The sequence below is a fragment of the Streptomyces sp. NPDC027185 genome (genome assembly GCF_055567035.1).
Genome location: NZ_JBVHRF010000009.1, coordinates 258,027 through 281,855 on the forward strand (window position 1 = coordinate 258,027; position 23,829 = coordinate 281,855).

At 73.5% G+C, this 23,829-nt stretch carries 24 protein-coding genes; 13 read left to right on the forward strand and 11 right to left on the reverse strand.

The features are described from left to right. Nucleotides 1–66: 66 nt before the first annotated feature. Genes ACZ4M8_RS27155 through ACZ4M8_RS27165 form a run of 3 tightly spaced genes read right to left on the reverse strand, consistent with a single transcriptional unit; the run spans nt 67 to nt 2,976 of the window. Nucleotides 67–1,182, reverse strand: a complete 1,116-nt coding sequence (locus ACZ4M8_RS27155) for a thiamine pyrophosphate-binding protein (protein WP_467611716.1) — start codon at nt 1,180–1,182, stop codon at nt 67–69. Between the two features lie 8 nt (nt 1,183–1,190). Beyond that, nucleotides 1,191–2,087 (reverse strand): 2-hydroxy-3-oxopropionate reductase, encoded by an 897-nt coding sequence (locus ACZ4M8_RS27160; protein ID WP_467611719.1) that lies wholly within the window; start codon nt 2,085–2,087, stop codon nt 1,191–1,193. 52 nt (nt 2,088–2,139) lie between these two features. Further along, complete coding sequence (locus tag ACZ4M8_RS27165; RefSeq protein WP_467611722.1) at nt 2,140–2,976, reverse strand: TIM barrel protein; 837 nt, start codon at nt 2,974–2,976, stop codon at nt 2,140–2,142. 169 nt (nt 2,977–3,145) lie between these two features. On the opposite strand from ACZ4M8_RS27165, the gene ACZ4M8_RS27170 reads away from it, so the two are divergent. From ACZ4M8_RS27170 to ACZ4M8_RS27205, 8 genes are all read left to right on the forward strand, one after another. Beyond that, complete coding sequence (locus ACZ4M8_RS27170; RefSeq protein WP_467611725.1) at nt 3,146–3,412, forward strand: YkoF family thiamine-binding protein; 267 nt, start codon at nt 3,146–3,148, stop codon at nt 3,410–3,412. Then, nucleotides 3,409–3,789: a helix-turn-helix domain-containing protein gene (locus ACZ4M8_RS27175; protein ID WP_467611728.1), complete on the forward strand. Its 381-nt coding sequence runs from the start codon at nt 3,409–3,411 to the stop codon at nt 3,787–3,789. The genes ACZ4M8_RS27170 and ACZ4M8_RS27175 overlap by 4 nt, the downstream gene beginning before the upstream one ends. A gap of 171 nt (nt 3,790–3,960) precedes the next feature. After that, the gene (gene uraD, locus ACZ4M8_RS27180) at nt 3,961–4,482 is read left to right on the forward strand and encodes a 2-oxo-4-hydroxy-4-carboxy-5-ureidoimidazoline decarboxylase (protein ID WP_467611731.1); all 522 of its coding nucleotides are present in this window, start codon (nt 3,961–3,963) and stop codon (nt 4,480–4,482) included. Beyond that, complete coding sequence (gene uraH, locus ACZ4M8_RS27185; RefSeq protein WP_467611734.1) at nt 4,479–4,886, forward strand: hydroxyisourate hydrolase; 408 nt, start codon at nt 4,479–4,481, stop codon at nt 4,884–4,886. The genes uraD and uraH overlap by 4 nt, the downstream gene beginning before the upstream one ends. Before the next feature lie 7 nt (nt 4,887–4,893). Continuing rightward, the gene (gene pucL, locus ACZ4M8_RS27190; RefSeq protein WP_467611737.1) at nt 4,894–5,853 is read left to right on the forward strand and encodes a factor-independent urate hydroxylase; all 960 of its coding nucleotides are present in this window, start codon (nt 4,894–4,896) and stop codon (nt 5,851–5,853) included. 150 nt (nt 5,854–6,003) lie between these two features. Next, nucleotides 6,004–7,407 carry a nucleobase:cation symporter-2 family protein gene (locus tag ACZ4M8_RS27195; protein ID WP_467611740.1) on the forward strand — a complete coding sequence of 468 codons (1,404 nt, stop codon included), beginning with the start codon at nt 6,004–6,006 and terminating at the stop codon, nt 7,405–7,407. Between the two features lie 43 nt (nt 7,408–7,450). Then, nucleotides 7,451–8,860, forward strand: coding sequence for an 8-oxoguanine deaminase (locus ACZ4M8_RS27200; protein ID WP_467611742.1), 1,410 nt, complete (start codon nt 7,451–7,453; stop codon nt 8,858–8,860). A 416-nt stretch (nt 8,861–9,276) separates the two neighbouring features. Next, nucleotides 9,277–10,818: a nucleobase:cation symporter-2 family protein gene (locus ACZ4M8_RS27205; RefSeq protein ID WP_467611745.1), complete on the forward strand. Its 1,542-nt coding sequence runs from the start codon at nt 9,277–9,279 to the stop codon at nt 10,816–10,818. A gap of 117 nt (nt 10,819–10,935) precedes the next feature. Here the strand turns inward: ACZ4M8_RS27205 and ACZ4M8_RS27210 are convergent, their stop codons facing one another. Next, the gene (locus ACZ4M8_RS27210) at nt 10,936–11,805 is read right to left on the reverse strand and encodes a chitosanase (protein ID WP_467611748.1); all 870 of its coding nucleotides are present in this window, start codon (nt 11,803–11,805) and stop codon (nt 10,936–10,938) included. A gap of 458 nt (nt 11,806–12,263) precedes the next feature. Between ACZ4M8_RS27210 and ACZ4M8_RS27215 the strand changes: the two genes are divergently transcribed. Together ACZ4M8_RS27215 and ACZ4M8_RS27220 are read left to right on the forward strand one after the other, a co-directional pair. Further along, nucleotides 12,264–12,743: a hypothetical protein gene (locus ACZ4M8_RS27215; RefSeq protein ID WP_467611751.1), complete on the forward strand. Its 480-nt coding sequence runs from the start codon at nt 12,264–12,266 to the stop codon at nt 12,741–12,743. Then, nucleotides 12,740–14,251 carry a WXG100-like domain-containing protein gene (locus ACZ4M8_RS27220; protein ID WP_467611754.1) on the forward strand — a complete coding sequence of 504 codons (1,512 nt, stop codon included), beginning with the start codon at nt 12,740–12,742 and terminating at the stop codon, nt 14,249–14,251. The genes ACZ4M8_RS27215 and ACZ4M8_RS27220 overlap by 4 nt, the downstream gene beginning before the upstream one ends. A 352-nt stretch (nt 14,252–14,603) precedes the next feature. On the opposite strand, the gene aceB is transcribed toward ACZ4M8_RS27220, so the two are convergent. The 3 genes from aceB to ACZ4M8_RS27235 all read right to left on the reverse strand — a co-directional run bounded on the left by aceB (nt 14,604) and on the right by ACZ4M8_RS27235 (nt 17,589). Next, a complete protein-coding gene (gene aceB, locus ACZ4M8_RS27225) occupies nt 14,604–16,247 on the reverse strand; it encodes a malate synthase A (protein ID WP_467611757.1) in 1,644 nt (547 codons plus the stop codon). A 321-nt stretch (nt 16,248–16,568) separates the two neighbouring features. Next, complete coding sequence (locus ACZ4M8_RS27230) at nt 16,569–17,147, reverse strand: nucleotidyltransferase family protein (protein ID WP_467611867.1); 579 nt, start codon at nt 17,145–17,147, stop codon at nt 16,569–16,571. Between the two features lie 187 nt (nt 17,148–17,334). Continuing rightward, a complete protein-coding gene (locus ACZ4M8_RS27235; protein ID WP_467611760.1) occupies nt 17,335–17,589 on the reverse strand; it encodes a hypothetical protein in 255 nt (84 codons plus the stop codon). 351 nt (nt 17,590–17,940) lie between these two features. On the opposite strand from ACZ4M8_RS27235, the gene ACZ4M8_RS27240 reads away from it, so the two are divergent. After that, entirely contained in the window at nt 17,941–18,279 is a 339-nt protein-coding gene (locus ACZ4M8_RS27240; RefSeq protein WP_467611763.1) for a DUF5955 family protein, read from the forward strand. Between the two features lie 135 nt (nt 18,280–18,414). Here ACZ4M8_RS27240 and ACZ4M8_RS27245 read toward each other — a convergent pair whose 3' ends face one another. Beyond that, the gene (locus ACZ4M8_RS27245) at nt 18,415–19,218 is read right to left on the reverse strand and encodes an IclR family transcriptional regulator (protein WP_467611766.1); all 804 of its coding nucleotides are present in this window, start codon (nt 19,216–19,218) and stop codon (nt 18,415–18,417) included. A 542-nt stretch (nt 19,219–19,760) separates the two neighbouring features. On the opposite strand from ACZ4M8_RS27245, the gene allB reads away from it, so the two are divergent. Next, nucleotides 19,761–21,104, forward strand: a complete 1,344-nt coding sequence (gene allB, locus ACZ4M8_RS27250) for an allantoinase AllB (RefSeq protein WP_467611769.1) — start codon at nt 19,761–19,763, stop codon at nt 21,102–21,104. Nucleotides 21,105–21,178: 74 nt separating this feature from the next. On the opposite strand, the gene ACZ4M8_RS27255 is transcribed toward allB, so the two are convergent. From ACZ4M8_RS27255 to ACZ4M8_RS27265, 3 genes are all read right to left on the reverse strand, one after another. After that, complete coding sequence (locus tag ACZ4M8_RS27255) at nt 21,179–21,463, reverse strand: hypothetical protein (protein ID WP_467611772.1); 285 nt, start codon at nt 21,461–21,463, stop codon at nt 21,179–21,181. A 531-nt stretch (nt 21,464–21,994) separates the two neighbouring features. Further along, complete coding sequence (locus ACZ4M8_RS27260) at nt 21,995–22,192, reverse strand: DUF6126 family protein (protein ID WP_467611775.1); 198 nt, start codon at nt 22,190–22,192, stop codon at nt 21,995–21,997. A 71-nt stretch (nt 22,193–22,263) separates the two neighbouring features. Further along, nucleotides 22,264–22,887 carry a helix-turn-helix domain-containing protein gene (locus ACZ4M8_RS27265; protein WP_467611778.1) on the reverse strand — a complete coding sequence of 208 codons (624 nt, stop codon included), beginning with the start codon at nt 22,885–22,887 and terminating at the stop codon, nt 22,264–22,266. 362 nt (nt 22,888–23,249) lie between these two features. On the opposite strand from ACZ4M8_RS27265, the gene ACZ4M8_RS27270 reads away from it, so the two are divergent. After that, on the forward strand, nt 23,250–23,681 hold the full coding sequence (locus ACZ4M8_RS27270) for a guanyl-specific ribonuclease (protein WP_467611781.1): 432 nt from the start codon (nt 23,250–23,252) through the stop codon (nt 23,679–23,681). Nucleotides 23,682–23,829 lie beyond the last annotated feature (148 nt).

Sequence of the window (23,829 nt, forward strand, 5' to 3'; positions counted from 1 at the left end):
CCGCGCCTGGGCGCGACAGGACAGGTGTCGGCGCGGACGCCGTCCGGAAGTCTCGGTCCCGGGCCGTCAGCCCGGGGTGGTACGGAGCGGCCCGCCGGGGCCGCACGCGGCGTACCCGGCCCGGACCAGGACCGGCCGCCGCGTGGAGACCGCTTCCTTACGGGCCCAGGTGAGCGCGGAGCGCAACTCCCCGGGCCCGGCGGCGGTGCGGCCCGCGCAGCCGTAGGCCGCGACGAGCTTCACCTGGTCGGTGTGGGCCGGATCCTCGTCCGCCCCGGCCGGGCCGTGACCCGGCAGGGCCAGCAGCACCAGCGGGACGCCGCGGTGCGCCGCGAGGGCCAACTCACCGGCGAGCGCCGGGAAGCCGTACGGATCGTCGAGGAGCACCACCACGTCCGCCCCGTCCGCACCGGGCGGCTCCGCCGCGTCCAGCGCCGTACGGACACCGATCGCGGTGGGGATCTCCCACCCCGGCGGGCCGCCGCCGGCGGCCACCGCCCGCAGCCGCCCGCCCCCGGCCGCCGCGTACGCCGCGGCCGGCGCCCCCACGAGAAAGGTGTCCGCCCCGTCCGCCAGCCAGCCGGCGATCTCCGGGTGCGCCGGGGGCGGCGGAGGTACGGGCGGTGCGGGCGGTCGCGCCGGGCCGGGCGGTGCGGGCGGCCGGTCGCCGGAGCCGTCGGCGGGGACGGTGGCCGCGGCCACCGCCGCCGGCAACTCGATCAGCACCGGGCCCGCGCTCCCCTCCCGCGCGGTCCACAGCGCCTCCCGGAAGGCCCAGGCCAGCCGGGCGGGCTGCTCGACCCGGACCGCCCACTTGACCAGCGGCCGGGCCGGCCGCACCAGATCCGGCGCACTGCCCGCGCCGGTCGTCCCGCCGGTGCCGACGAGGCAGACCAGCGGCACCTCGTCGGCCAGGGCCACGCCCAGCGCCGGGAGGACCCAGGCGGCACCGGCGTCGGCCGGTACCGCCGCGAGTGCCGCCCGGCCCCGGACGCGGGACCAGCCGATCGCCATGTGCGGCGCGCTCTCCGCGTGCCGTGCCGTGACCCGGGCGATGCCCTCCCCGTCCAGCGCCGCGTAGAGCGGACCGAGCGCGGCGCCGGGGCAGCCGAAGACGGTGTCGCAGCCCGCGTGGCGCAGGGCGCGGACCGCCGCGCGCACGGCGGTGACGCGCCGGGGCACGCCGCCCATCAGGCGCCGGCGGGGTGCCCGGAGAGCCGCTCCACGCCGCGCAGCAGGGCGGAGTGGTCGAGCCCGCCGTCACCCTGGGCGCGCAGCGAGGCCACGAGGCCCGCGACGACCGAGCCGACCGGCAGCGCCGCCCCGACGTTGCGGGCCGCGTCGGTGACGATGCCCATGTCCTTGTGGTGCAGGTCGATACGGAAGCCGGGCGCGAAGTCGCGCTTCTTGAAGTTCTCCTTCTTCCGTGCCAGGACCGTGGAGCCGGCCAGTCCGCCGCCGAGGACGTCGAGGGCCGCGCCGAGGTCGACGCCGGACTTCTCCAGGAAGACCACGGCCTCCGCGCACGCCTGGATGTTGACGGCGACGATCAGCTGGTTGGCGGCCTTGACGGTCTGGCCCGAGCCGTGCGGACCGCACAGCACGATGGTCCGGCCCAGCGCCTCGAAGAGCGGCCTGGCCGCGTCGAAGTCGGCCTGCCGGCCGCCGACCATGATCGACAGTACGGCCTCGATGGCCCCCGCCTCACCGCCGGAGACCGGGGCGTCGAGCACCCGGATGCCCTTGGCGGCGGCGTTCGCGGCCAGATCGATGCTGGTCTGCGGGGTGATCGAGGACATGTCGATCAGCAGCGCGCCGTGCCGGGCGTTCTCCAGGATGCCGTCCGGGCCGTACGCGACGGCCTCGACCTGCGGGGAAGCCGGGACCATCGTGATCACCACATCGGCCTCGCGGACCGCGTCGGCGACCGACGCCGCGGCGGTGCCGCCGGCCGCGGCCAGCCGGTCGAGCTTGTCGGCCTCCAGGGTGTAGCCGGTGACCTCGTAGCCGGCCTTGATCAGGTTCTCGGCCATGGGTGAGCCCATGATGCCGAGGCCGATCCACGCGATCTTGGGAAGGTTGCTCATCGTGAAGCCTCTTTCGCAGTCGGCGGGGGCTGGGATGCGGCGGTGGGCGGGGTCAGTGCGCGGCGCGCAGCGGCGCGGGCAGCCAGCCGAACGCGCCCGCGGAGGGACCGTCGCCCGGCTTGTACTCCAGCCCGACGTAGCCGCCGTAGCCGTTCTTCCGCAGCCGGGCGAGGAGTCCGGCGAGGTCGAGGTCGCCGGTGCCGGGGGCGCCGCGGCCGGGGTTGTCGGCGATCTGCACGTGCGCGGTCACGCCGGTGTACCGGTCGATGACCTCGTCGAGGTCCTCACCGTTCATGGACAGGTGGTAGAGGTCCATCAGGAAGCGGGCGTTGTCCAGACCGGTCGCGGCGTTGACCGCCTCGACGACCTCCACCGCCCTGGGCGCGGAGACGATCGGGCAGTGCGGCGACTCGGGGGCGTTGAGCGCCTCGATCAGCAGGGTGCCGTCCGGGCCGACCGCCCGCGCCGCGAGGGCGAGGTTCTCCAGCGCCAGCGCGTCCTGTGCGGCCGGGTCGACGCCCTCGACGCGGTTGCCGTACAGCGCGTTGAAGGTGGTGCAGCCGAGCGAGCGGCCGAACTCCACCGCCACCGGGACGTTCGCCCGGAACCGTTCGGACTCCTCGCCGGGGATCGACAGGGCGCCGCGGTCCGGCCCCGGCAGCTGTCCGGCGTAGAAGTTCAGGCCGGTCAGGGCGGTGCCGGCGTCCCGCAGGGCGTGGCGCAGGGCGTCCAGTTCGGACTGCGGGGGGACCGGGGCGCCGGTCCACGGCCACCACAGCTCCACCGCCGTGAACCCCGCGGCCCGCGCGGCCGCCGGGCGCTCCAGCAGCGGGAGTTCGGTGAACAGAATCGACAGGTTGACGTTGAAGCGTGTGTCCGTGAATCCCATGAGGCCCGGCGCTCCTTCCGGCTGAGGTGGGGAGTCGATCCGGACAGATTCCGAATCGTGGAATATTCTTTCTGCTTAACGGAACAGTGCCTGGCGGCCGTGGCGGCTGTCAAGAGGGGGCCGGGGCATTTTCTGGTGGTGGCGGCGGTGCCCGCGTAGGTTGAGCGGCGTGCGATTGAGAGTGGAGTTCACGACCGAACCGTTCGATCTCGACGAGGCGCCCGCCCACGCGGTGGTGGCGCGGGAGATCGTCACGGGCGCCGGGCTGGACGCCGTCGACGTCGGCCCGTTCGGCAACACCGCCGAGGGCGACGCCGGGCGGGTCCTCGACGCGGTGGCCGCCCTGCTGCGCGACACCCTGGAGGCGGGCGCCACCCGCGTCTCCCTCCAGGTCAACGTGGTCGGCGACGCCGGGCCCGAGGGGGGCGCCAGGTGACGGACCCCGCGGACCACCCCTTCGTCCGGGCGGTCAAGCCGTTGGTGGACGCGATGGGCGGGCAGATGGTCGCCCCCCATCTCGCCCGGGGGGACGACGTCGTGCTCACCTGGGAGGGGGAGGACCGGGTCGCCGTACGGCTGCCGCACCTGGCGGAATCCCTCGATCATCTGCTGGCCGAGCTGGAGCGCCGCCACGGTGTGCCGCTGGCCGATCTCGACCGCAGGACCAAGCAGTCCGTCGTCCGCATCCTGGAGGCGCGCGGCGCCTTCTCCGTCCGGCACGGCGTGGAGACCGTCGCCGGCGCGCTGGGCGTCAGCCGCTTCACCGTCTACAACTACCTGAACAGGGAGAACGCCGCGAAACAGGAGGAGTGATCCCCCAACGGCCGCGCCAGGGCGGCCGATCGGTGCCGAGCCGTCGTCCCAGGATCCGGGCGGCGGCTTTTCCGTTGCCGACTTTTCAACAAAGTGTTGACGTGATGTTGCCGGAGGTCTTAGCTGTTCCCCAGCCAAGCAGCCATCAGCATCAGGCCACGGAGGCTTCCCGTGTCTTCGAGTACGACCCCGGGCCTTACCCGGTTCAACGCTGCCGACGACGGTACGGCTCTCGCCGCACTGCACGAGGTCTGCGCCAGCAGGGCATGGGGGAGCGCACTCGCCGCCCGTCGCCCCTACGCCACCCCCGACGCCCTGTACGCGGCGAGCGACGCCGCCACGGCGGAGCTGACCGCGGACGATCTGGCGGAGGCGATGGCGGGGCACCCGCCCATCGGCCGGCCGAAGCCCGGCGACCCCACCTCCTCGCGCGAGCAGAGCGGTATGGCCTCCGCCTCCGCCGCGCTCAAGGCGGAGATGCTCGAACTCAACCTCGCCTACCAGGAGAAGTTCGGGCACACCTTCCTCATCTGCGCCTCCGGACGCACCGGGGAGGAGATGCGGGACGCCGTCCGCGACCGTCTCGGCAACCCGCCGGAGAAGGAACGCGAGATCGTCCGGGAAGAGCTGGGAAAGATCAACCGCATCCGTCTGCACCGTATGACGCAGACCGCCGAAGGAGACAGCGCATGAGCAGCAGCGAGACGGCCGCACCGACGTCGGTGTCCACCCACATCCTGGACACCAGCGTGGGCCGCCCCGCCGAGGGCGTCGCCCTCACGCTCGCCGTGCGCTCCGGACGCGACGGCGACTGGCACGCCCACGGTGCCTCCGCGACCGACGCCGACGGACGCTGCAAGGACCTTCCGGCACTGCCGGAGGGCACCACCCACGTACGACTCGACTTCGCGGTCGAGGGGTACTTCGAGTCCCGCACCCGTCAGCAAGCCGAGGAACAGCAGGACGCCCCCCGCGTAAGGGACAGCGATGCGTTCTTCCCGGAAGTGGCGATCACCTTCGCCGTGAAGCCGGGCGAGCACTACCACGTACCGCTGCTGCTCAACCCGTTCGGCTACTCCGTATACCGAGGGAGCTAGCACCGACATGACCGCCCAACCGCACCGCCCCGCCCGCCCTGTGATGCTCGGCCAGAACCAGTACGGCAAAGCGGAGAACCGCGTCGTCAAAATCACCCGGGACGGCGACACCCACCACATCAAGGACCTGAACGTCTCCGTCGCCCTCTCCGGCGACCTCGAAGAGGTCCACCTCTCCGGCTCGAACGCCAACTGCCTGCCCACCGACACCACCAAGAACACGGTGTACGCCTTCGCCAAGGAACACGGCATCGAGTCGGCGGAGCAGTTCGGCATCCACCTCGCCCGCCACTTCGTCACCAGCCAGGAACCGATCAAGCGGGCCCGCATCCGCATCGAGGAGTACGCCTGGGAGCGGATCGCCACCTCCGACGGCAACTCCCGCTTCATCGGCGCCGACGACGTCAAGCACTCCTTCGTCCGCAAGGGCCAGGAGACCCGCCTGACGGAGATCACCTACGACGGGGAGAGCTGGAGCGTCATCTCCGGGCTCAAGGACCTCATCGTCATGAACTCCACCCACTCGGAGTTCTGGGGCTACATCAAGGACAAGTACACGACCCTCAAGGAGGACTACGACCGCATCCTCGCCACCGAGGTCTCCAGCCGCTGGCGGTTCAACTGGACCGGCGACGACCAGCGGATGCCGCACTGGGAGCGCTCCTACGCCCAGGTCAAGAAGCACATGCTGGAGGCGTTCGCGGAGACCTACAGCCTCTCCCTCCAGCAGACCCTGTTCCAGATGGGGTCCCGCATCATCAACAACCGTTCCGAGATCGACGAGATCCGCTTCTCGCTCCCGAACAAGCACCACTTCAAGGTGGACCTGGAGCCGTTCGGTCTCAAGAACGAAGCCGCCGACGGCGCCGTCTACTACGCGGCGGACCGCCCGTACGGCCTGATCGAAGCCACTGTTCTGCGCGACGGTGTCGAAGCCCTGATCCCCCAGGATCTGACGAACCTCTGACGGCTTGGACGCAGCGCCGTGCCCAGGGACGTGTCCGTGCACCCCCGCCCGCACCCTGTCCGGGCGTACGGCACGCGGTCGCGGACACGCCCCGGCGCCCCTCCCCACGCCCAGGGGGGAGGGGCCGCGAATCCTTGAGGGGACCCACCCATGGCACAGCTCCCGCACGATCGGCACCACCCCGCCCCGCAGGTCCACCCCGTGGACGAGAAACCGGGCCCCAAGCGGCTGATTCCCGCCGCCCTCCAGCACATCGCCGCGATGTACGCGGGCGTCGTCACGCCCCCGCTCATCATCGGCCAGGCCGCCGGGCTGGACGCCGCCGGCCGCACCCGCCTCATCGCCGCCGGACTGCTCATCGCCGGCTGCGCCACGCTCCTGCAGACCCTCGGCATCCGTAAGGCCGTCGGCAACCGCCTGCCCTTCGTCAACGCCGCCAGCTCCGCCGGCATCACCCCGATGCTCGCCATCGCGGAGACCACCGCCGAAGGGCATCAACTTCCCGCCATCTACGGGGCGGTGATGGTCGCCGGAGTCTTCTGCCTCGCCGTCGGACCGTTCTTCGGCAAACTGCTCCGCTTCTTCCCGCCGCTGGTCACCGGCGTGGTCATCACCCTCATCGGCGTCACCCTGATGCCGGTACCGGTCGGCTGGGCCCAGGGCGGCGACAAGAGCGCCCCCGGCTTCGGCGACATGAAGAACCTCGCCCTCGCCGCCTTCACCCTCCTGGTGATCCTGCTCATCCAGCGCTTCGCCAAGGGCTTCGGCAAACAGGTCGCCCTCCTGCTCGGCCTGGTCATCGGCACCCTCGCGGCGATCCCGTTCGGTATGGCGAGCTTCGACGGACTGCGCTCGGCGCCCATCGCCGCGCTGCCCACCCCCTTCGCGTTCGGCCCGCCGGAGTTCCAGCCCGCCGCGATCCTCTCGCTCTGCATCGTGATGCTCGTACTGATGACGGAGTCCGCCGCCGGGATGCTCGCGCTCGGCGAGATCTGCGACCGCCGCTGCGACGGTGACACCCTCACCCGCGGCCTGCGCACCGACGGCCTCGCCACCCTCCTGGGGCCGGTCTTCGGCGGCTTCGCCACCAGCGCCTTCGCCCAGAACGTCGGCGTCGTCTCCCTGACCCGGGTCCGCAGCCGTTACGTGGTCGCCGCCGCCGGCGGCACCCTCCTCGTCCTCGGCGCGTTCCCCGTCCTCGGCGCCGTCGTCTCCCTCGTCCCGATGCCGGTCCTCGGCGGCGCGGGCATCGTCCTCTTCGGCTCGATCGCCGTCAGCGGGATCCGCACCCTCGCCGAAGCCGGGCTCGACGACAGCTCCAACATCATCCTGGTGGCCGTCTCGCTCGGCGCCGGCATCATCCCGCTCGCCGCGCCGACCTTCTACGCCGGCTTCCCCGCCTGGGCGCAGACCGTCCTCGGCTCCGGCATCAGCGCCGGCGCCCTGGTCGCCGTCCTGCTCAACCTGTTCTTCCACCATCTCGGCACCCGGAGCACCTCACGGACAGCGGTACTGTCAGCCGCCCCGTCCGGCTCCGGCACTCAAATCCCGTAGGGCCCTGCCGTGCCCGACCGCCGTAGCGAAAGCAGGAAGTCCCATGACAGCACCGGCAGCACCGGCAACCCCTGACAGCGTGACCGAGCGGTTCGTCATCGAGAACTGCGCCGTCGCGACCGTCGACGCCCACGACACCGTCCATCCCACCGGCTACGTCGTGATCGCCGGCTCCACCATCGAGGCGGTGGGCGCGGGCCCGGCGCCCGAGGACCTCGCGCACGTCACCCGCCGTATCGACGGCACCGGCCACCTGCTCACCCCCGGGCTGGTCAACACCCACCACCACTTCTACCAGTGGCTCACCCGCGGTCTGGCCACCGATCACAACCTCTTCGACTGGCTGGTCGCGCTCTACCCGACGTGGGCCCGGATCGACGCGCCGATGCTGGCCGCCGCCACCCAGGGCTCCCTCGGCATGATGGTCCGCGGCGGCGTCACCACCGCCTGCGACCACCACTACGTCTTCCCCCGCGGCGCCGGCGACCTCGTCGCCGCGGAGCTGGAGGCGGCAGCCGCGATCGGCGCCCGCCTCACCCTGGCCCGCGGCTCGATGGACCGCGGCGAGAAGGACGGCGGACTGCCGCCGGACTTCGCCGTCGAGACCACCGAAGGCGCCCTGACCGCCACCGAGGAGGCGATCGACACCCACCACGACGCCTCCTTCGGCGCCATGGTCCACATCGCCGCCGCCCCCTGCTCACCCTTCTCCGTCTCCACCGAACTCCTGCGGCAGAGCGCCGAGCTGGCGCGCCGTAAGGGCGTACGGCTGCACACCCACGGCTCGGAGACGGTGGAGGAGGAGAAGTTCTGCCACGAGCTGTTCGGCATGGGGCCCACGGCCTACTTCGAGACCACCGGCTGGCTCGGCGACGACGTGTGGATGGCCCACTGCGTCCACATGAACGACGACGACATCGACGCCTTCGCCCGCACCGGCACCGGCGTCGCCCACTGCCCGTCGTCCAACGCCCGCCTCGCCGCCGGTATCGCCCGCGTCCCCGACATGCTCGCCGCCGGTGTCCCCGTCGGCCTCGGCGTGGACGGCACCGCCTCCAACGAGTCCGGTGAACTCCACACCGAGCTGCGCAACGCCCTGCTCATCAACCGGCTCGGCGCCCACAAGGAAGCCGCGCTCACCGCCCGCAAGGCCCTGCGGCTGGGCACCCACGGCGGCGCCCGGGTGCTGGGCCGCGCCGCCGAACTCGGCTCGCTGGAGCCCGGCAAACTCGCCGACCTGGTGCTCTGGAAGCTCGACGGGCTCGCCCACTCCTCCATCGCCGACCCGGTCACCGCGCTGGTCTTCGGCGCGGCGGCACCCGTGACCCTCTCCCTCGTGGGCGGCCGCCCGGTCGTCGAGGACGGGCGCCTCACCCGCGTCGACGAGGACACCGTCGCCCGCGCCGCCCGCGACGAGGCCCGGCGGCTGGCCCGGATCGCCGCCGGGGACTGACCGGCACCCCACCCGCGGCGCCGCCGGTCCTTTGCGGCGCCGCCCACCGACCCGGCCGGGAGGGACGGCTCCCGGCCGGGCTCGCGGAGCCCCCGAGGTTTTCCGTGAGCGCCGGACCCCGGGGACGCGGGGCGCACCCCGCGTCCCCGGGCCGCCGGACCACCGCCCCGGCGGCCGTGCCGCCACGAGCACCGCACCGCCGCCCCGCTTCCCCCGCACTCCGCCCACCGGCGCCCCGCATCCCGTACCCCGCCCACCGGCGTCCCGTGCCGCACCGCCGCCCCTCCGCGCGGCCGTTCCCGCACACCCCCACCGCGCCCTTATCCCGGCGCGCGCACCACCCGCACCACGCCCTCCGTGACAGCAAAGCGCGGCTGCTCCACAAGAGCCGCGCGGAAATCGACAGGAGGCCCGCAGTGGCCGCAATCCCCGAGCGGACGCCCGAGGACCGGAGCGTCCATCCGGTCGACGAACTCCTCCCGCCCGTCAAGATGTTCACCAGCGGCCTGCAGCACGTGGCCGCCATGTACGCGGGGGTGGTCGCCCCGCCGATGATCGTCGGCCCGGCCTGCGGGCTGGGCCCCACCGAGACGGCGTTCCTGGTCGGAGCCAGTCTCTTCACCGCGGGCATCGCCACGCTCCTGCAGACCCTCGGCTTCTGGAGGATCGGCGCCCGGCTGCCCTTCGTCAACGGGGTGTCGTTCGCCGGGGTCACCCCGATGGTCGCCATCGGCAAGGCGCAGGGACCGGGGCACGCGCTGCCGGTCATCTTCGGCGCGATCATCGTCGCCGGGGTGCTGGGCTTCCTCCTCGCCCCCTACTTCTCGAAGCTGGTCCGCTTCTTCCCGCCGGTGGTCACCGGCACCGTCATCACCCTCATCGGGATCTCCCTGCTGCCGGTCGCCTTCACCTGGGCGCAGGGCGGCGACGCCTCGTCACCGGACCACGGTTCACTCACCCACATCGCGATGGCGGCGGTGACGTTCGTGATCGTGCTGGTGCTGCGGCGGGTGCTGCGCGGCTTCCTGCGGCAGATCTCCATCCTGCTCGGCCTCCTCGCCGGCACGCTGCTGGCGATCCCCGCCGGACTCACCGACTTCTCGGTGCTCACCGCCTCCGCGCCGGTCGGCTTCCCGACGCCGTTCCACTTCGGCGCCCCGCGGTTCGACACCGCGGCCGTCGTCTCGATGTGCATCGTGATGCTGGTCTGCATGACCGAGTCGACGGCCGACATGCTCGCCCTCGGCCGGATCGTCGGCCGCCCCGCCGACGAGCGGACCATCGAGGGCGGGCTGCGCGCCGACACCCTCGGAACCGCCCTCAGCCCGCTCTTCAACTCCTTCGCCACCAGCGCCTTCGCCCAGAACATCGGGCTGGTGGCGATGACGAAGGTCCGCAGCCGCTTCGTGGTGGCGGTCAGCGGTGTGATCCTGCTGGTCCTCGGGCTGAGCCCGGTGGCCGCCTCGGTGATCTCGCTGGTGCCGCTGCCGGTGCTGGGCGGCGCGGGCATCGTGCTGTTCGGCTCGGTCGCCGCCAGCGGCATCCAGACGCTCGCCACGGCGGCGCTGGAGAAGGGCGAGAACGCGCTGATCGTCGCCGCCGCCGTCGGCATCGGTCTGATCCCCATCGCCGCGCCGGACTTCTACCACGCCTTCCCCAAGGACCTCCTCGTCGTCCTGGACTCCGGCATCAGCACCGGCGCCCTGATCGCCCTCGTCCTCAACCTGGCCTTCAACCACCTCGGGCGGCGGCCGGCCACGGAGACGGCCACGGAGACGGAGGATACGGAGGCCGGGGGCGGGGACGGCGGGCCCCCGCCCGCTCCGGCGGATCCCGCGGCGGACCCCCCGGCCACCGCCGCCCCGCAGCCCGCGCCCGGCGCCGCCCCGGCCGTCCCGCCGCAGGCCGCCCGCCGCTCACCCGACGGCGCGCCCCCGCTGCCGGACCGCCGCCGCTAGACCGCACCGGCGGCCCGCGCCCGCACGCACCGGCGGCCCGCGCCGGACCCGGCCGGGACCGGATCCGCCGCGGGCCGCCACCCGCTTCCCCTCGGGGTTTCCCCCTCCCGCACCGGCTCAGCCGATGTGGAAGTCCTCGCCGTAGACCTTCCACTTCAACGGCGTGTGCAGATCGAGATTGCCGTCCTTGAGGAAGACCCGCTGCGCGGTGTCGACGCGGCTGGTGTCGCTGTGCGCCTCCTCCTGCTCCATCGCCCACACCCGGGCGTCCAGGAACGCGTTGAGGTACTTCTTCTCGTCACCGCCCTGCGACGGCGGCTTCGCCTTCTTCAGCGCCCGCTCGCGGATGCTGGAGAAGCTGGTGTCCTCGTCGCCGTCGCCGTGCATGACGATCGCGTCGTAGTACGCGAACTGCCCCAGCACGCCGATCTTGTCGGCCTTGCCCTGCTTGACCGCCGGGTTGAAGTAGACCCGGTCCCGCTCGTCGTTCTGCGCCTTCTGGAAGTCGGGGTCCTGCGCCGCCTTCTTCCAGTCCTTGACGTACGCGTTGCCGAGCCCCTCGTGGGAGTCGGAACCGTCGACCTTGCGCAGCGCCGGCAGGTACTTCGCCAGGATGTTGCCGGGCTTGCGCTTGGCGTACAGCTCGACGAGTTCGAGCATGTCGTGGGTGCCGGAGCAGAAGCCGATGATGCCCGCGGTGTAGCCGCGGCCGTCACCGATGTCCTCGATGTACTTGTACTGGTCCTTCCAGTCCAGCGAGGAATTCTCCGCACTGGAGACCAGCTTCATCGCGATCTCTTTCTTCGCCGGGTCGTCGAGCCCCGTCGCCGCACGCGAGGGGTGCGCGGAGTGCGGGGCGGATGCCGACCCGCCGCCCGGGATGGCCGTCGCCGCGACTGCGGTCGCGGGAACGGCGAGCAGTGCCACGCCGAGGATGACGCGGGTGGATATTTTGGTCACACGTGACCCTATCGACTGGGAGCGCATACGATCCTCCGGTTCCGGAGTGGGCTGTGGGGGGTTCCCCAATCGTTAGGAAGCTTTCCTACCAGAGTTGAGGGGTGGCGTATACCCGTCGCGCATACCCGTTCGGGCGCTGATTCCCTTGCGCGTAAGGGGAGTTACGGGGTAAGCGCCGTGGTGCGGGAGCGGCCGGAAGGGCCGCCCCGGGGCGCCCACCAGGGAGAACGGGGCCGCCCGGGGGCGCGGCGAGTGCCGCCCCGACGCGAGCCTGATGCCGTGGTGCCGCTTCGGGGCCGGGCGGGCCGGGAGCCGCGCCGTGCCCCGCGCGGGGCGGGCGTCAACGGTGCGCCAAGGGGCGGCCGGTCCGCGTACGGAGGCTGTCAAGGGCTCCGGTGCCCGGCGCGCCCGGTGGTGGACTGCGGGTGACCGGGCCGGTGCCGTGATCCGACGGCGGCGGCCGACACCTGCCACGAAGGACACCCATGCCGCCGGAGCACGGAAAAGAGCCTCAGCCCGCCGTACCGGGGCCCGCCGGCGGCTACCGGAACGCCCCGGTCTCGGCCCCGTCTTCGGATCTGGCGCCGCCCGGCCCGCCCGCCCCGCCGGACGGCCAGGGGCTGCTGGCGGTCGACTTCACCGCACTGCTCGCCGCGATCGAGGCCGCCGGATCCGCCGCCGGACAGGCGCAACTGGCCGCGACGCGGGCGGACGACGCCACGGCCCGCTCCGGACCCGCGCCCTGGGGCGACGACCCCGCGCTGGGCCAGACCTTCGGCGCCGCCTTCGCCACGCCCCGCGACGACCTCGTCCGCACGATCGGCCAACTCCCCGCCGTCCTGCGGAACCTGGCGGACGATCTGGCCGCCACGCGCGCCGCCTTCGGCCGCGCCGAGGACACCGCGCTGGAGTCCGTCGCCCTCCTCGGGCGCCGCCTCGCCGACCTGACCGGACCCCTCTCGTGATCGACGCGCACCACGTACCGCCGGAGCTCCAGAACCTCCTCCTCATCGTCGTCGGAAACAAATGGCCCACCGGGGACGAGACGGCCCTGCGCGCCGAGGCCGCCGCCTGGCGCGAGGTGGCCGGATCGCTCGACGGGTGCGCCCGCGACGTGAACCGGGCATGGCGGGCCGTGGACGCCGGACTGGAGGGCGCGAGCCGCGCGGGCATCGACGCGTTCCTGGCCACCCTGGTCGGGCGGCCCGGAGCCGAGGAGAACGCGGTGCTTGTGCGCGCGATCCGCTGCTGCGACGGCGCGGCCGACACGCTGGACGCCCTGGCGAACGAGATCGAGACGCTCCGCATCGAGATCCTCGGGGCCCTGATCGTCCTCGCCGTCCAACTGCTCGTGGACGCGGCGCTCTTCCTCTTCGGCGGCGCCGAAGCCGCAGCCGTCGAGATCGCCGCCGTCCGGGTGCTCTGCCTGGCCTTCCTGCGCGGGGCGGCCGTACGGGTCCTGACCCGGGTCGCCGAATCGGTGCTGGCACAGGAGGGGTTCGCGCTGCTGGCGCAGGTCATCGAGGTGGCGCAGGGTCACCGCACCACGCTGGACGGGCAGCAGCTGGCGACCGCGGCGGTCAACGGCGCGGTCGGCGGCGCCGTGGGCTTCGGCGCGGGCGTGGCCGGTGGCGCCCTCGGCCACCAGCTGGGCAAGGGGCTCCGCACGGCCGGGTGGGGCAGCGCCGCCCGCGGCGCCGCCGGTCTGGTCCGGCAGGGCGGCTACGGTGCGGTGGCCGGTATGGCGGAAGGCGCCGCGCAGGACGCCGTGTTCGGCCTGTCCGGCGACTGGATCTCCGGCGCGGCCAACGGTGCGTTCAACGGTGCCTGGGGCGCCCGGCACGCGGCGATGAACCCGAAGAACCTCGGCTCCCTCTCCCCGGCGGACCACCTGGAGGGCGCACTCGACGGACTGCTGCGGCGGCCGAGGGGCGGAAGCGGGCACGGGAGCGGCGCCGAGGGCGGTGCAGGGGAGCCGCCGCCGGCCGATGCGCCGGGGCTGCCCCCGGAGCCGTCGCCGGGCCCGACGTCAGGCGTGACACCGCCGACGGCCGCAACGGCCTCTTCCGGGGGCCCGCCCACCACCTCGCCGTCCGGCTCTTCACCCTCCGGCCCGCCGTCCACGTCCATGTCCACGTCCTCGTCCATATCTACGTACACGGCCACGTCCACGGCGTCGTCTTCGCTGCCTTCGTCGTCCGAGCCGACTTCCTCGTCCGGGCTGTCCCTGTCGCCCTCGCCGGCCCCGTCCTCCTCCTCTTCCTCGTCCTCCGGGGCGTCCTCCTGGCACGGTGACGGGGGCGCCGGCGCGGGGGAGCGGGCCGACGGACCCACCGGGCTGGAGGGGCCCGAGGTGTGGCAGGACGGTACGGGGTGGCAGGGCGTCGCGCCCGGAACGGGCCACGAGGAAGGCCCCGGGCCGATGGCCTCGTTCACGCCGGAGCGGAATCCCTGGGCCGAACTGTCCGGATGAGCAGGGCGACGGCGCCGGCCGCCCGGCCGGGCCGGGCGGCTCTCACCTCAATGGTGCGATGAGCTGCCGCGATCCGATATGATCATGGTGCAGGTTCGCCCCCGGGAACGCGGGCGGAACGTGCGTCTGTGGTCCAAGGAAAGATGCCCACCTGCCGGTGGGAGATGCAGGTGCAAGGCCTGCCGGGCGCTCTGGACGAGGTCCCTTCCCCTCACGGGGAGGGGACCTTTTTCGTGCGCGCGCCCGGTTTCGTGCGCGCGCCCGGATCACCGCCGCCCCCGCCGCCCGGAAAGGGCGTACGGGGGCGGCGGCGCGACGTCGGCCCGGCGGCCCGGACTGCCAAGCGGCGGACTCAGCCCTCCAGCAGGGCGTACGCCGGGAGGGTCAGGAAGTCGGCGTAGTCGGCGTCCAGGGAGACCTGGAGCAGCAGGTCGTGGGCCTGCTGCCAGCGGCCGGAGGTGAACGCCTCCTCGCCGACCTCGGCGCGGATGTCGGCCAGCGCGGTGGCGGCGACGGAGCGCACCAGCTCGGCGGTGACCTTCTCGCCCGCGTGGCCGTCCTCCTCGAAGACGACGCCCGCGTCGACCCACTGCCAGATCTGCGACCGGGAGATCTCGGCGGTCGCGGCGTCCTCCATCAGACCGAAGATCGCGACGGCGCCCAGGCCCCGCAGCCACGCCTCGATGTAGCGGGTGCCGACCTGCACCGCGTCGACCAGCCCCTGGTACGTCGGCTTCGCCTCCAGCGAGTCGATCGCGATCAGATCGGCCGCCTTGACGTCGACGTCCTCGCGCAGCCGCTCCTTCTGGTTCGGCCGGTCGCCGAGGACCGCGTCGAAGGAGGCGCGGGCGATCGGCACCAGGTCGGGGTGGGCGACCCAGGAGCCGTCGAAACCGTCCCCGGCCTCCCGGTCCTTGTCGTTCGCGACCTTCGCCAGCGCCTTCTCGTTGGCCTCCGGGTCGCGGCGGTTGGGGATGAACGCGGCCATCCCGCCGATCGCGTGCGCACCGCGCTTGTGGCAGGTGCGGACGAGGAGTTCGGTGTACGCGCGCATGAACGGCGCGGTCATCGTCACCGCGTTGCGGTCCGGCAGCACGAACTCGGCGCCGCCGTCCCGGAAGTTCTTGACGATGGAGAAGAGGTAGTCCCAGCGGCCGGCGTTCAGCCCCGAGGCGTGGTCGCGCAGCTCGTAGAGGATCTCCTCCATCTCGTACGCGGCGGTGATCGTCTCGATGAGGACGGTGGCGCGGACGGTGCCCTGGGGGATGCCGACGTAGTCCTGGGCGAAGACGAAGATGTCGTTCCAGAGGCGGGCCTCCAGGTGCGACTCGGTCTTGGGCAGGTAGAAGTACGGGCCCTTGCCGAGGTCCAGCAGGCGCTGGGCGTTGCGGAAGAAGTACAGGCCGAAGTCGACCAGCGCACCGGGGACGGGCGTGCCGTCGACCGTCAGATGCCGCTCGTCGAGGTGCCAGCCGCGCGGCCGCATGACGACGGTCGCCAGCTCCGCGGCGTCCTTGAGGGCGTACGACTTGCCCGAGCGGGGGTCGGTGAAGTCGATGCGGCGCTCGTAGGCGTCGGTGAGGTTGAGCTGGCCGCCGATGACGTTCTCCCAGGTGGGAGCGGAGGCGTCCTCGAAGTCGGCGAGCCAGACCTTGGCGCCGGAGTTCAGCGCGTTGATGGTCATCTTGCGGTCGGTCGGGCCGGTGATCTCCACCCGGCGGTCGGTGAGCGCTGCGGGCGCCGGGGCGACCCGCCAGGTGTCGTCGGCGCGGAGGTGCGCGGTCTCGGGCAGGAAGTCGAGGGTGGAGGTCCGGGCGATCTCGGCGCGGCGTTCGGCGCGCCGGGCGAGCAGCTCGTCACGGCGCGGGGTGAACCGGTGGTGCAGCTCGGCCAGGAAGGCGAGCGCGGCGTCGGTGAGGACCTCGTCCTGACGCGCGGGGGCGTGGGCGGGGTCGACGTCGGCGAGGGCCAGCGGGGACGGCGCTGGTGCGGACATGAGCTGTCACTCCATTCAGCGGCGGTGCCGAGCGGCCGCCGGGGCAACGCGCGGCACGGGGTGCCGCAGGGTCGGACGTACGGTCGCGGGCGCCGTTCGGGATCAGGGCGCTTCTGACCAGTGGAGACTAGTTTCCTTATCGCGGAAGTTCAATCGTTTGTTGATGTCGAGATTCTCGGGGTCGGCAGAAGTGGCCCCTCGGTGGCTCCCGGTGCCACCCCGTGCACGGGGCGTGGGGGAGCGGCGGAACGGTCCGCTCCGCGCCGGCGCCCCCCGGGAGGCGCGGCACACCGCCCCAACTCCCCTTTTCCCGGTCGCCGTTCAGTCGAGGAGGCGCAGATCTTCCGGGGTGTCGATGTCGTACGCCGCGGCGACGTCCCCGCACTCGACGAGAGTCAGCTCACTCCGGTGAGCGCGCAGATAGTCCCGCGCGCCGCGGTCCCCCTCGGCGCGCGCCGCGATCCGCGCCCACCTCTCCGCGCCGAAGAGCACCGGATGTCCCCGCCGCCCCCCGTACGCGGCTGCCGCCAGCGCCCCCGGACCGTCGTACGCCGCCGCCACCCGCGCCACCGCCTCCGGCCCGATACCCGGCTGGTCCACCAGCGCGACCAGCGCCGCGCCGCACCCCGAACCGGCGAGCCCGGCAAGACCGGTCCGCAGCGAGGAGCCCATCCCCGAGGCCCAGTCCGGGTTGGTGTGCACGGCGCATCCGGCGAGGTCGGCGCGGGCGCGCACCTCGGACGCCGCGGCGCCCAGGACGAGGTGGACGGGGCCGCAGCCGCCCTCCCGCAGCACCCGCACCGCATGCTCCACCAGCGGCCGGCCCCGGAACTCCAGCAGCGCCTTGGGTCGCCCGCCCAGCCGCCGCCCGCCCCCGGCTGCCAGCAGCAACCCCGCCACCTGCCCGGGGCGGGGCGGGTGTCCCGGAGGCGGCGCGGGGGCGGAGGGGCGCGGTGTCGGTGTCATGGGGAGTGCATACCCCATGCCGCGGCCCGGCGGTCCGGGTGCGCCGCCGGGCCGGACGGCGTGCGGGGTGGCGCGCCACGGAGACGGCGCGGCACCGGTGGCACGCCGGGCCCCTTGCGTGTCAGCCCGCGTCGCCCGCCGTACGCTGCCGGGGGATCCACGGCCGCAGCGCGCCGCGGATGCCGTGCGTGCGCTGCTCGGCGAGGCGGCGCTCGGTGACGTAGCGGTGCATGTGCTCGATGGTGATCTCCGAGGCGTCCGCGAGCCCGTAGGCCCGGCAGATCAGCTGGACCACGCTGGTGTGGCGCCGGTCGGGGGCCGGGCCCCGGACCTGCTCCGGGTCGGGGTCGCCGTACGGGTCGCGTTGAGCGTCCATCGCGTTCTCCGATTCTGGATATACCGGATATGCCCGGAAGGGAGACTGCTCCGCCCCGACGCCCCGTACGCCTGTCCCGGCGGACGCTCACGCGGAAGGCGGTGCGGGGGAGCAGATGTACGGAGAGTGGCCCGGACCCCTACGGGGAACCCCGATCGGCTCTCCGGGGCGCACCGCGCGGGCCGTGCGCCGTGCGCGACGGTGCGCGGCGGGAGGGCCGGGCGCCCGTCACGCCCGCCGGACGGGTGCGGTCCGCTCCGCGTCTCCGCCGGAAGCGGATCGTGTCCCGCGTATGGCGCATTCACCGCACCGTGGCGTTAACTGTCCGCCATTGTCGAAGGCTCAACTTCCTTGGAGGGCGCCGTCGTCGTGGAGCACGGGCAAGGGGGACGCGGAGGCCCCGGCGCGACCGGGACCGATCCGCGAAGGCGTGAACTGCACACCGCGGTGCTCCGGCTCCGCCGCGAACTGGCCCTGCTGTCCTACGAATTACCGGACCGCGCGGTGGCCGACGACGAACTGGCCGCCCTGGCGGCGATGGTCCGCGAAGGGCTCCCGGAAGTGCCCCGGCTGCGCCGCTCGCTGCTGCTGATCACCGGAGCCGTCGGGTCGGTCAGCGCTCTGTCCCCCGCGCTGGCCGACGTCCGCGCGGGCGTGGAACGGTTCGGCGGGCCACCGGGGCGCGGCTGAGGCACCGGCCCGCGCACCGGCTGGCACGGTCCGCGCCCGGAAAGAACGACCGGCCCCGGGGTGGATGCCCCGGGGCCGGTGCGTGTCCCCGCCGCGAGCGCCCCGGCGGACCGGGACCGCGGCGGAGCGCAGACGTCAGGCCGGTGTCTGGTTGGCCAGCGCCACCGACAGTTGGGCGGCGACGTCCTGGAGGACCGGCACGATCTTCTCCGTGGACGCCTCGGTGACCCGGCCGGTCGGCCCGGAGATGGAGATCGCCGCGGAGGTGGGGGAGTCGGGGACCGGTACGGCGAAGCAGCGGACGCCGATCTCCTGCTCGTTGTCGTCGACCGCGTAGCCCAGGCGCCGGACCTCGGCGAGCGCGTCGAGGAAGGCGTCCGGGTCGGTGATCGTCTTCTCCGTCGCCGCGGGCATGCCCGTCCGCCCGAGCAGGGCGCGGACCTCCTCCGGCGGGTGGCCGGCGAGCAGCGCCTTGCCGACGCCGGTGGAGTGCGGCAGCACCCGCCGCCCGACCTCGGTGAACATCCGCACGGCGTGCCGTGAGGGGACCTGTGCGACGTAGACGATCTCGTCGCCGTCGAGCAGCGCCATGTTGGCGGTCTCGCCGGTCTCCTCGACCAGCCGGGCCAGGAACGGCCGGGCCCAGGTGCCCAGCAGGCGCGAGGCGCTCTCGCCCAGCCGGATCAGCCGGGGGCCGAGCGCGTACCGGCGATTGGGCTGCTGGCGGACGTAACCGCAGGCCACGAGGGTGCGCATCAGGCGGTGGATGGTGGGCAGCGGGAGGCCGCTGCTGGCGGACAGCTCGCTGAGGCCGACCTCGCCCCCGGCGTCGGCCATCCGCTCCAGCAGGTCGAAGGCGCGCTCTAGGGACTGGACGCCGCCGCTCGCGCCCGCGGGCTTGGCATCGGCGGCGGAAGTGCTGGCGCTGGACGGCGGCACGTCGCTTTCCTTTCGGGGCGGAGGGGTCGGTCTCGGCTGGTACGGGCGCCGGGCCCGACCGGAGCAGCCTACCGGTCCCGTTTCCCGGACACACGGTGTATCGCACAGTCGTTCGCGCCGGTCAGCGCCTCGGTCGCGGAACTCCGGCCCGATCGGTGATCTCGGTATCCGGGATCCCTTGACCTGACCAGTGGCCATAGCTACGTTCTGCTACGCGAAACTTATTATCCATTTCGTGGAATCATCCAGTCCCGGGAGCGGGCTTTTCCGGCCGCCGCGCCGCAAGCGCCGGCTCCGCGGCCTCCCGCCCCGTCCCGGCGTCCGGCGTCCGGCCCGTCCGGGAGCCGCGGGGGCCCGGCGCCCCGGCCGGAAGGGTCTTGACGGGCCGGTACCGGGCCGTGAAACTCATTCAACAGTCTGTTGAAGACCTGGTGAGACGCCCTGCGCGGCCCGGTCGCCCGCGGTGCGGGACCGCCGCGCGGACCCGTTCCCGTACGGCGGCCACGAAGCCACGAGAGCACGAGAGACGAGGAGGGGACCGGGTGTCCGAAGGAGAGCTGGTGCTGCGGAGCACGCGCGTCATCACCCCCGAGGGGACGCGCGCCGCGTCCGTCGCCGTCAGCGGCGGGACGATCACGGCGGTCCTGCCGTACGACGCCGCCGTACCCGAGGGCACGCGGGTCGAGGACTTCGGCGACGACGTCCTGCTGCCCGGTCTGGTGGACACCCACGTCCACGTCAACGACCCCGGGCGCACCGAGTGGGAGGGCTTCTGGACCGCCACCCGCGCGGCCGCGGCGGGCGGTATCACCACGCTCGTGGACATGCCCCTCAACAGCCTCCCGCCCACCACCACCGTCGCCCACCTCGACACCAAGCGCGAGGTCGCCGCCGCCAAGGCCCATGTCGACGTCGGCTTCTGGGGCGGCGCGATCCCCGGCAACGTCAAGGACCTGCGCCCGCTCCACGACGCCGGGGTCTTCGGCTTCAAATGCTTCCTGTCGCCCTCCGGCGTGGACGAGTTCCCCGAGCTGGACCAGGACCAACTCGCCCTCGCCCTGGGTGAGATCGCCGGCTTCGGCGGTCTGCTGATCGTGCACGCCGAGGACCCGCACCACCTGGACGCGGCGCCGGTGCCGAGCGGCCCGAAGTACGCCGACTTCCTCGCCTCGCGCCCCCGCGTCTGCGAGGACGACGCCATCGCCGCCCTGATCGCACTCGCCCGGCGCCTGAACGCGCGGGTGCACGTCCTGCACCTCTCCTCCTCCGACGCGCTGCCGCTGATCGCCGCCGCCAGGGCCGAGGGCGTACGGATCACCGTCGAGTCCTGCCCGCACTTCCTGACCCTGACCGCCGAGGAGATCCCCGACGGCGCCACGGAGTTCAAGTGCTGCCCGCCGATCCGGGAGGGCGCCAACCAGGACGCGCTGTGGCAGGGGCTGGCCGACGGCACCATCGACTGCATCGTCTCCGACCACTCGCCGTCCACCGCCGACCTCAAGACCGCCGACTTCGGCGCCGCCTGGGGCGGCATCTCCTCCCTCCAGCTCGGTCTGCCCGCCATCTGGACGGCGGCCCGCGCACGCGGCCACTCCCTGGAGGACGTCGTCCGCTGGATGGCCACCGGCCCCGCGAACCTGGTCGGCCTGGGACGGAAGGGCGCCATCGAGCCGGGCCGCGACGCCGACTTCGCGGTCCTCGCACCGGACGAGACCTTCACCGTCGACCCGGCCGCCCTCCAGCACCGCAACAAGATCACCGCGTACGCCGGCAAGACCCTGTACGGCGTCGTCCGTTCCACCTGGCTGCGCGGCAACAAGATCAACGACGGCGCCACCCTCGCCGCCCCCACCGGGGAACTCCTCCTCCGCCCCGAACGCGGCTGACGCCCCGCCCGCACCCCGCCCGGCCACCCGTCCACGGTGGCCGGGCGGCGGCGTGCGGCCCCCGGGTGCGCCGGTCAGTCCTCCAGCGCCTCCCAGAACATCACCTCGTACGCCTGGAGGAGCCGCCCGTGCCGGTGTGCCTCCAGCGGCCGGGCCTGGCCGGTCTCCAGTCCGTGCGCGACGGCCGCCAGCGCCCGCCGGTCCAGCTCCGGCGAGGGTGTGGCGAAGAGATCGAAGAACCCGCAGGCCGCGTCCGGCAGCCCGTAGTGCTCGCGCAGCGCCCGGCCCACCGTCGCGCAGTACGCGCCCCACGCCGCGAAGTTCGCGGTCAGCGCGATCACCACGTCCACCGGCTCCACCCCGCGGCTGATATCCGTCGAGGGTGGCCGGGGCGATCCCCAGCGCCCCGTGCAGCGCGGCCAGCCGTTCCAGAGCCACGCTCTCGCCGTCCGCGAGGAGTTCGAAGAAGGCGGCGACCGGCGGATCGGCGTCCGCCCGGTGCGTCAGATGCCGGAAGCTGAGCCGGTCCGAGGCGATCACCCGCTGCTGCTCCAGCGCGAACGTGGTGAGCACCGTCCGCGGCGCCCGCCCGGCGGCGATCCGCACGACGGTACGGTTCGCACCGGTATCCAGGGCGAGGGCGCGGACGGCGGCGTCGAGAACGGCGTCCGCGGTCGGCCGGGGCGCGGCGTCGGCGGGTCGGACCATGGCGGCATCTCCTCCGGTACGGCGGTCGCCCGAGGCGCCGCACCGTACGGGGCGCCGAGGGGTGTGCCCCCAGGGTGCGGGCCCGCCACCGGGCGCCCCGCCGACGCGCCGGGAAGCCCGGGGCGGCACCGCCCGCACGGGCCCGCACGGCGGCCGGCGCGCTCCCGGGCGCCCCGGCGGGATCAGCGCGTCTTGGCGATGATCACCAGCAGGCTCATGAACGCCAGCAGCACATGCGTCGCCACGACGTAGATGAACACCCGGACGTACAGCCCGCGCGGCGGCTTGTTCTCGACGTACTTCCGGGCGGGTGTCCCCGGCGGCGTGACGGCGTCGGGGCCGGTGGGCGTCCCGGGGGCGGGGGTGGCGTGGTCGGGCACGGCGTTCGTCCTTCCCTCACGAAGCGGTGCGGTGCGCGGCGGCTCCGCGGCACCGATGACGGCGGGCGGCCTCACAGACCGCGTCGCGGGGTGTCGTCCCCCAGGCACAGCTCGGCGGCGCCGCTCTGCAGCAGGGTGTGGACGAAGAGCAGCTCCGCACCGGCCCGGGTGGTCGCGGCGATACGGTGCGGGGTCAGCGAGTCGAAGTGCGCCGCGTCCCCCGGGCCGAGCAGGTGCGCCGCCTCGCCGAGCGTCAGCCGCAGCTGTCCGGTGAGGACGTACAGCCACTCCTCGCCCGGATGCACCCGCACCAGATCGCCCTGGGCCCGCTGCGGGACGTGCACCCGCAGCGCCTGCATGGCCCGCCCGGGGCCGCCGACCGTCCAGTACGTCCAGCCGCCGGCCTCCGACGGCTCGGTCCGCCCGGCCCGCATGATCGGATCCCGCTCGGGCGCGGTCTCGCCCAGCAGGTCCGATACCGTGGTGCCGTACGTACGGGCCAGCGCCAGCAGCATCGGCAGCGACGGCTGACGGCGGTTGGTCTCCAGCCGGGACAGGTGCGCGGGCGACAGCCCGACCCGCCGGGCGGCGGACTCCAGCGTCAGCCCGCTGCGGCGCCGCAGGTCACGCAGGCGGGGCGCGACGGTGGGCAGATCCGCCGCTTCGGCGGGGGCGTCCTGCGGGGTCTCGGTCATGTACCCGGTATAGCCAGCCCTGACCTCCCAGGCAAAAGTTTTGCCGGAGAGGCAAAACCGCGCGCGCCCGCCCGCTTCCGCAGCCCGGCTCTCCTGCGCCTCCCGGGGCCGGTCCCGTACGGGCGGACCCGCAGGGGGTGCCGCGTTGCGGGGGAGCCGGGGTGCGGGGTGAGCCGCGCAGGGGAGGCGCGGGCCGAACGCGGTCCCGGGGGAGCGGGGTTGAAGTGCGGTGACGGGGCGTCGGGGCGCGGGGCGCGGGCCGGGGGGCGCGTTGCGCCGTCCGGGGGGTTCTTGTGAACGGCCGGGAAACTTCCGCTCCTTGGCATTGACAGGGCCATGTCTACGCGCGTCATTCTTGGGTCATGAGAATCCCCCCACGGATCACCAGGATCGGCGCCGCGGGCGCCCTCGCATCGGCCCTTCTGCTCGGCGGCACCGCCGTCGCGGCCACTCCGAGCGCCGCGACGGCGCATCCGGCGGTCTCCGCGCAGCAGGCGCGGGTGGCGAGCGTCGGCTCGATCTGTCAGTCCAAGCTGCCCGCCGAGGCCCACGACACCCTCGACCTGATCGACAAGGGCGGGCCCTACCCCTACCCGAAGGACGGCACGGTCTTCTCGAACCGCGAGGGGATCCTGCCGAAGCAGAGCTCCGGCTACTACCACGAGTACACCGTCGTCACCCCCGGCTCCCCGGACCGCGGCGCGCGCCGCATCGTGACCGGTGAGAAGAAGCAGGAGGACTACTACACCTCCGACCACTACGCCTCCTTCGACCTCGTCGACTTCGGCTGCTGAACGGGCGCCCGGTCCACCGGGCGCGGACGGCGGCCGGGGAAACCGCGGGGGGTTCAGACGGCATCTCGGCTTTCCGGGGCCAGAAGAAGGGGGGGGTGGGCTTGGGTTGCTTTCGGGTGAACCCTTAAAAGTCCCGGTGTTTCTACCC

Bases quoted from the DNA above. Each gene is read 5' to 3' on its own strand.
- ACZ4M8_RS27215 (WP_467611751.1), top strand. From the start codon at position 12,264: ATGCCGCCGGAGCACGGAAAAGAGCCTCAGCCCGCCGTACCGGGGCCC.
- ACZ4M8_RS27210 (WP_467611748.1), bottom strand. From the start codon at position 11,805: ATGCGCTCCCAGTCGATAGGGTCACGTGTGACCAAAATATCCACCCGC.
- ACZ4M8_RS27270 (WP_467611781.1), top strand. From the start codon at position 23,250: ATGAGAATCCCCCCACGGATCACCAGGATCGGCGCCGCGGGCGCCCTC.
- ACZ4M8_RS27200 (WP_467611742.1), top strand. From the start codon at position 7,451: ATGACAGCACCGGCAGCACCGGCAACCCCTGACAGCGTGACCGAGCGG.
- ACZ4M8_RS27235 (WP_467611760.1), bottom strand. From the start codon at position 17,589: ATGGACGCTCAACGCGACCCGTACGGCGACCCCGACCCGGAGCAGGTC.
- ACZ4M8_RS27160 (WP_467611719.1), bottom strand. From the start codon at position 2,087: ATGAGCAACCTTCCCAAGATCGCGTGGATCGGCCTCGGCATCATGGGC.
- ACZ4M8_RS27165 (WP_467611722.1), bottom strand. From the start codon at position 2,976: ATGGGATTCACGGACACACGCTTCAACGTCAACCTGTCGATTCTGTTC.
- ACZ4M8_RS27265 (WP_467611778.1), bottom strand. From the start codon at position 22,887: ATGACCGAGACCCCGCAGGACGCCCCCGCCGAAGCGGCGGATCTGCCC.
- ACZ4M8_RS27195 (WP_467611740.1), top strand. From the start codon at position 6,004: ATGGCACAGCTCCCGCACGATCGGCACCACCCCGCCCCGCAGGTCCAC.
- uraH (WP_467611734.1), top strand. From the start codon at position 4,479: ATGAGCAGCAGCGAGACGGCCGCACCGACGTCGGTGTCCACCCACATC.
- aceB (WP_467611757.1), bottom strand. From the start codon at position 16,247: ATGTCCGCACCAGCGCCGTCCCCGCTGGCCCTCGCCGACGTCGACCCC.
- pucL (WP_467611737.1), top strand. From the start codon at position 4,894: ATGACCGCCCAACCGCACCGCCCCGCCCGCCCTGTGATGCTCGGCCAG.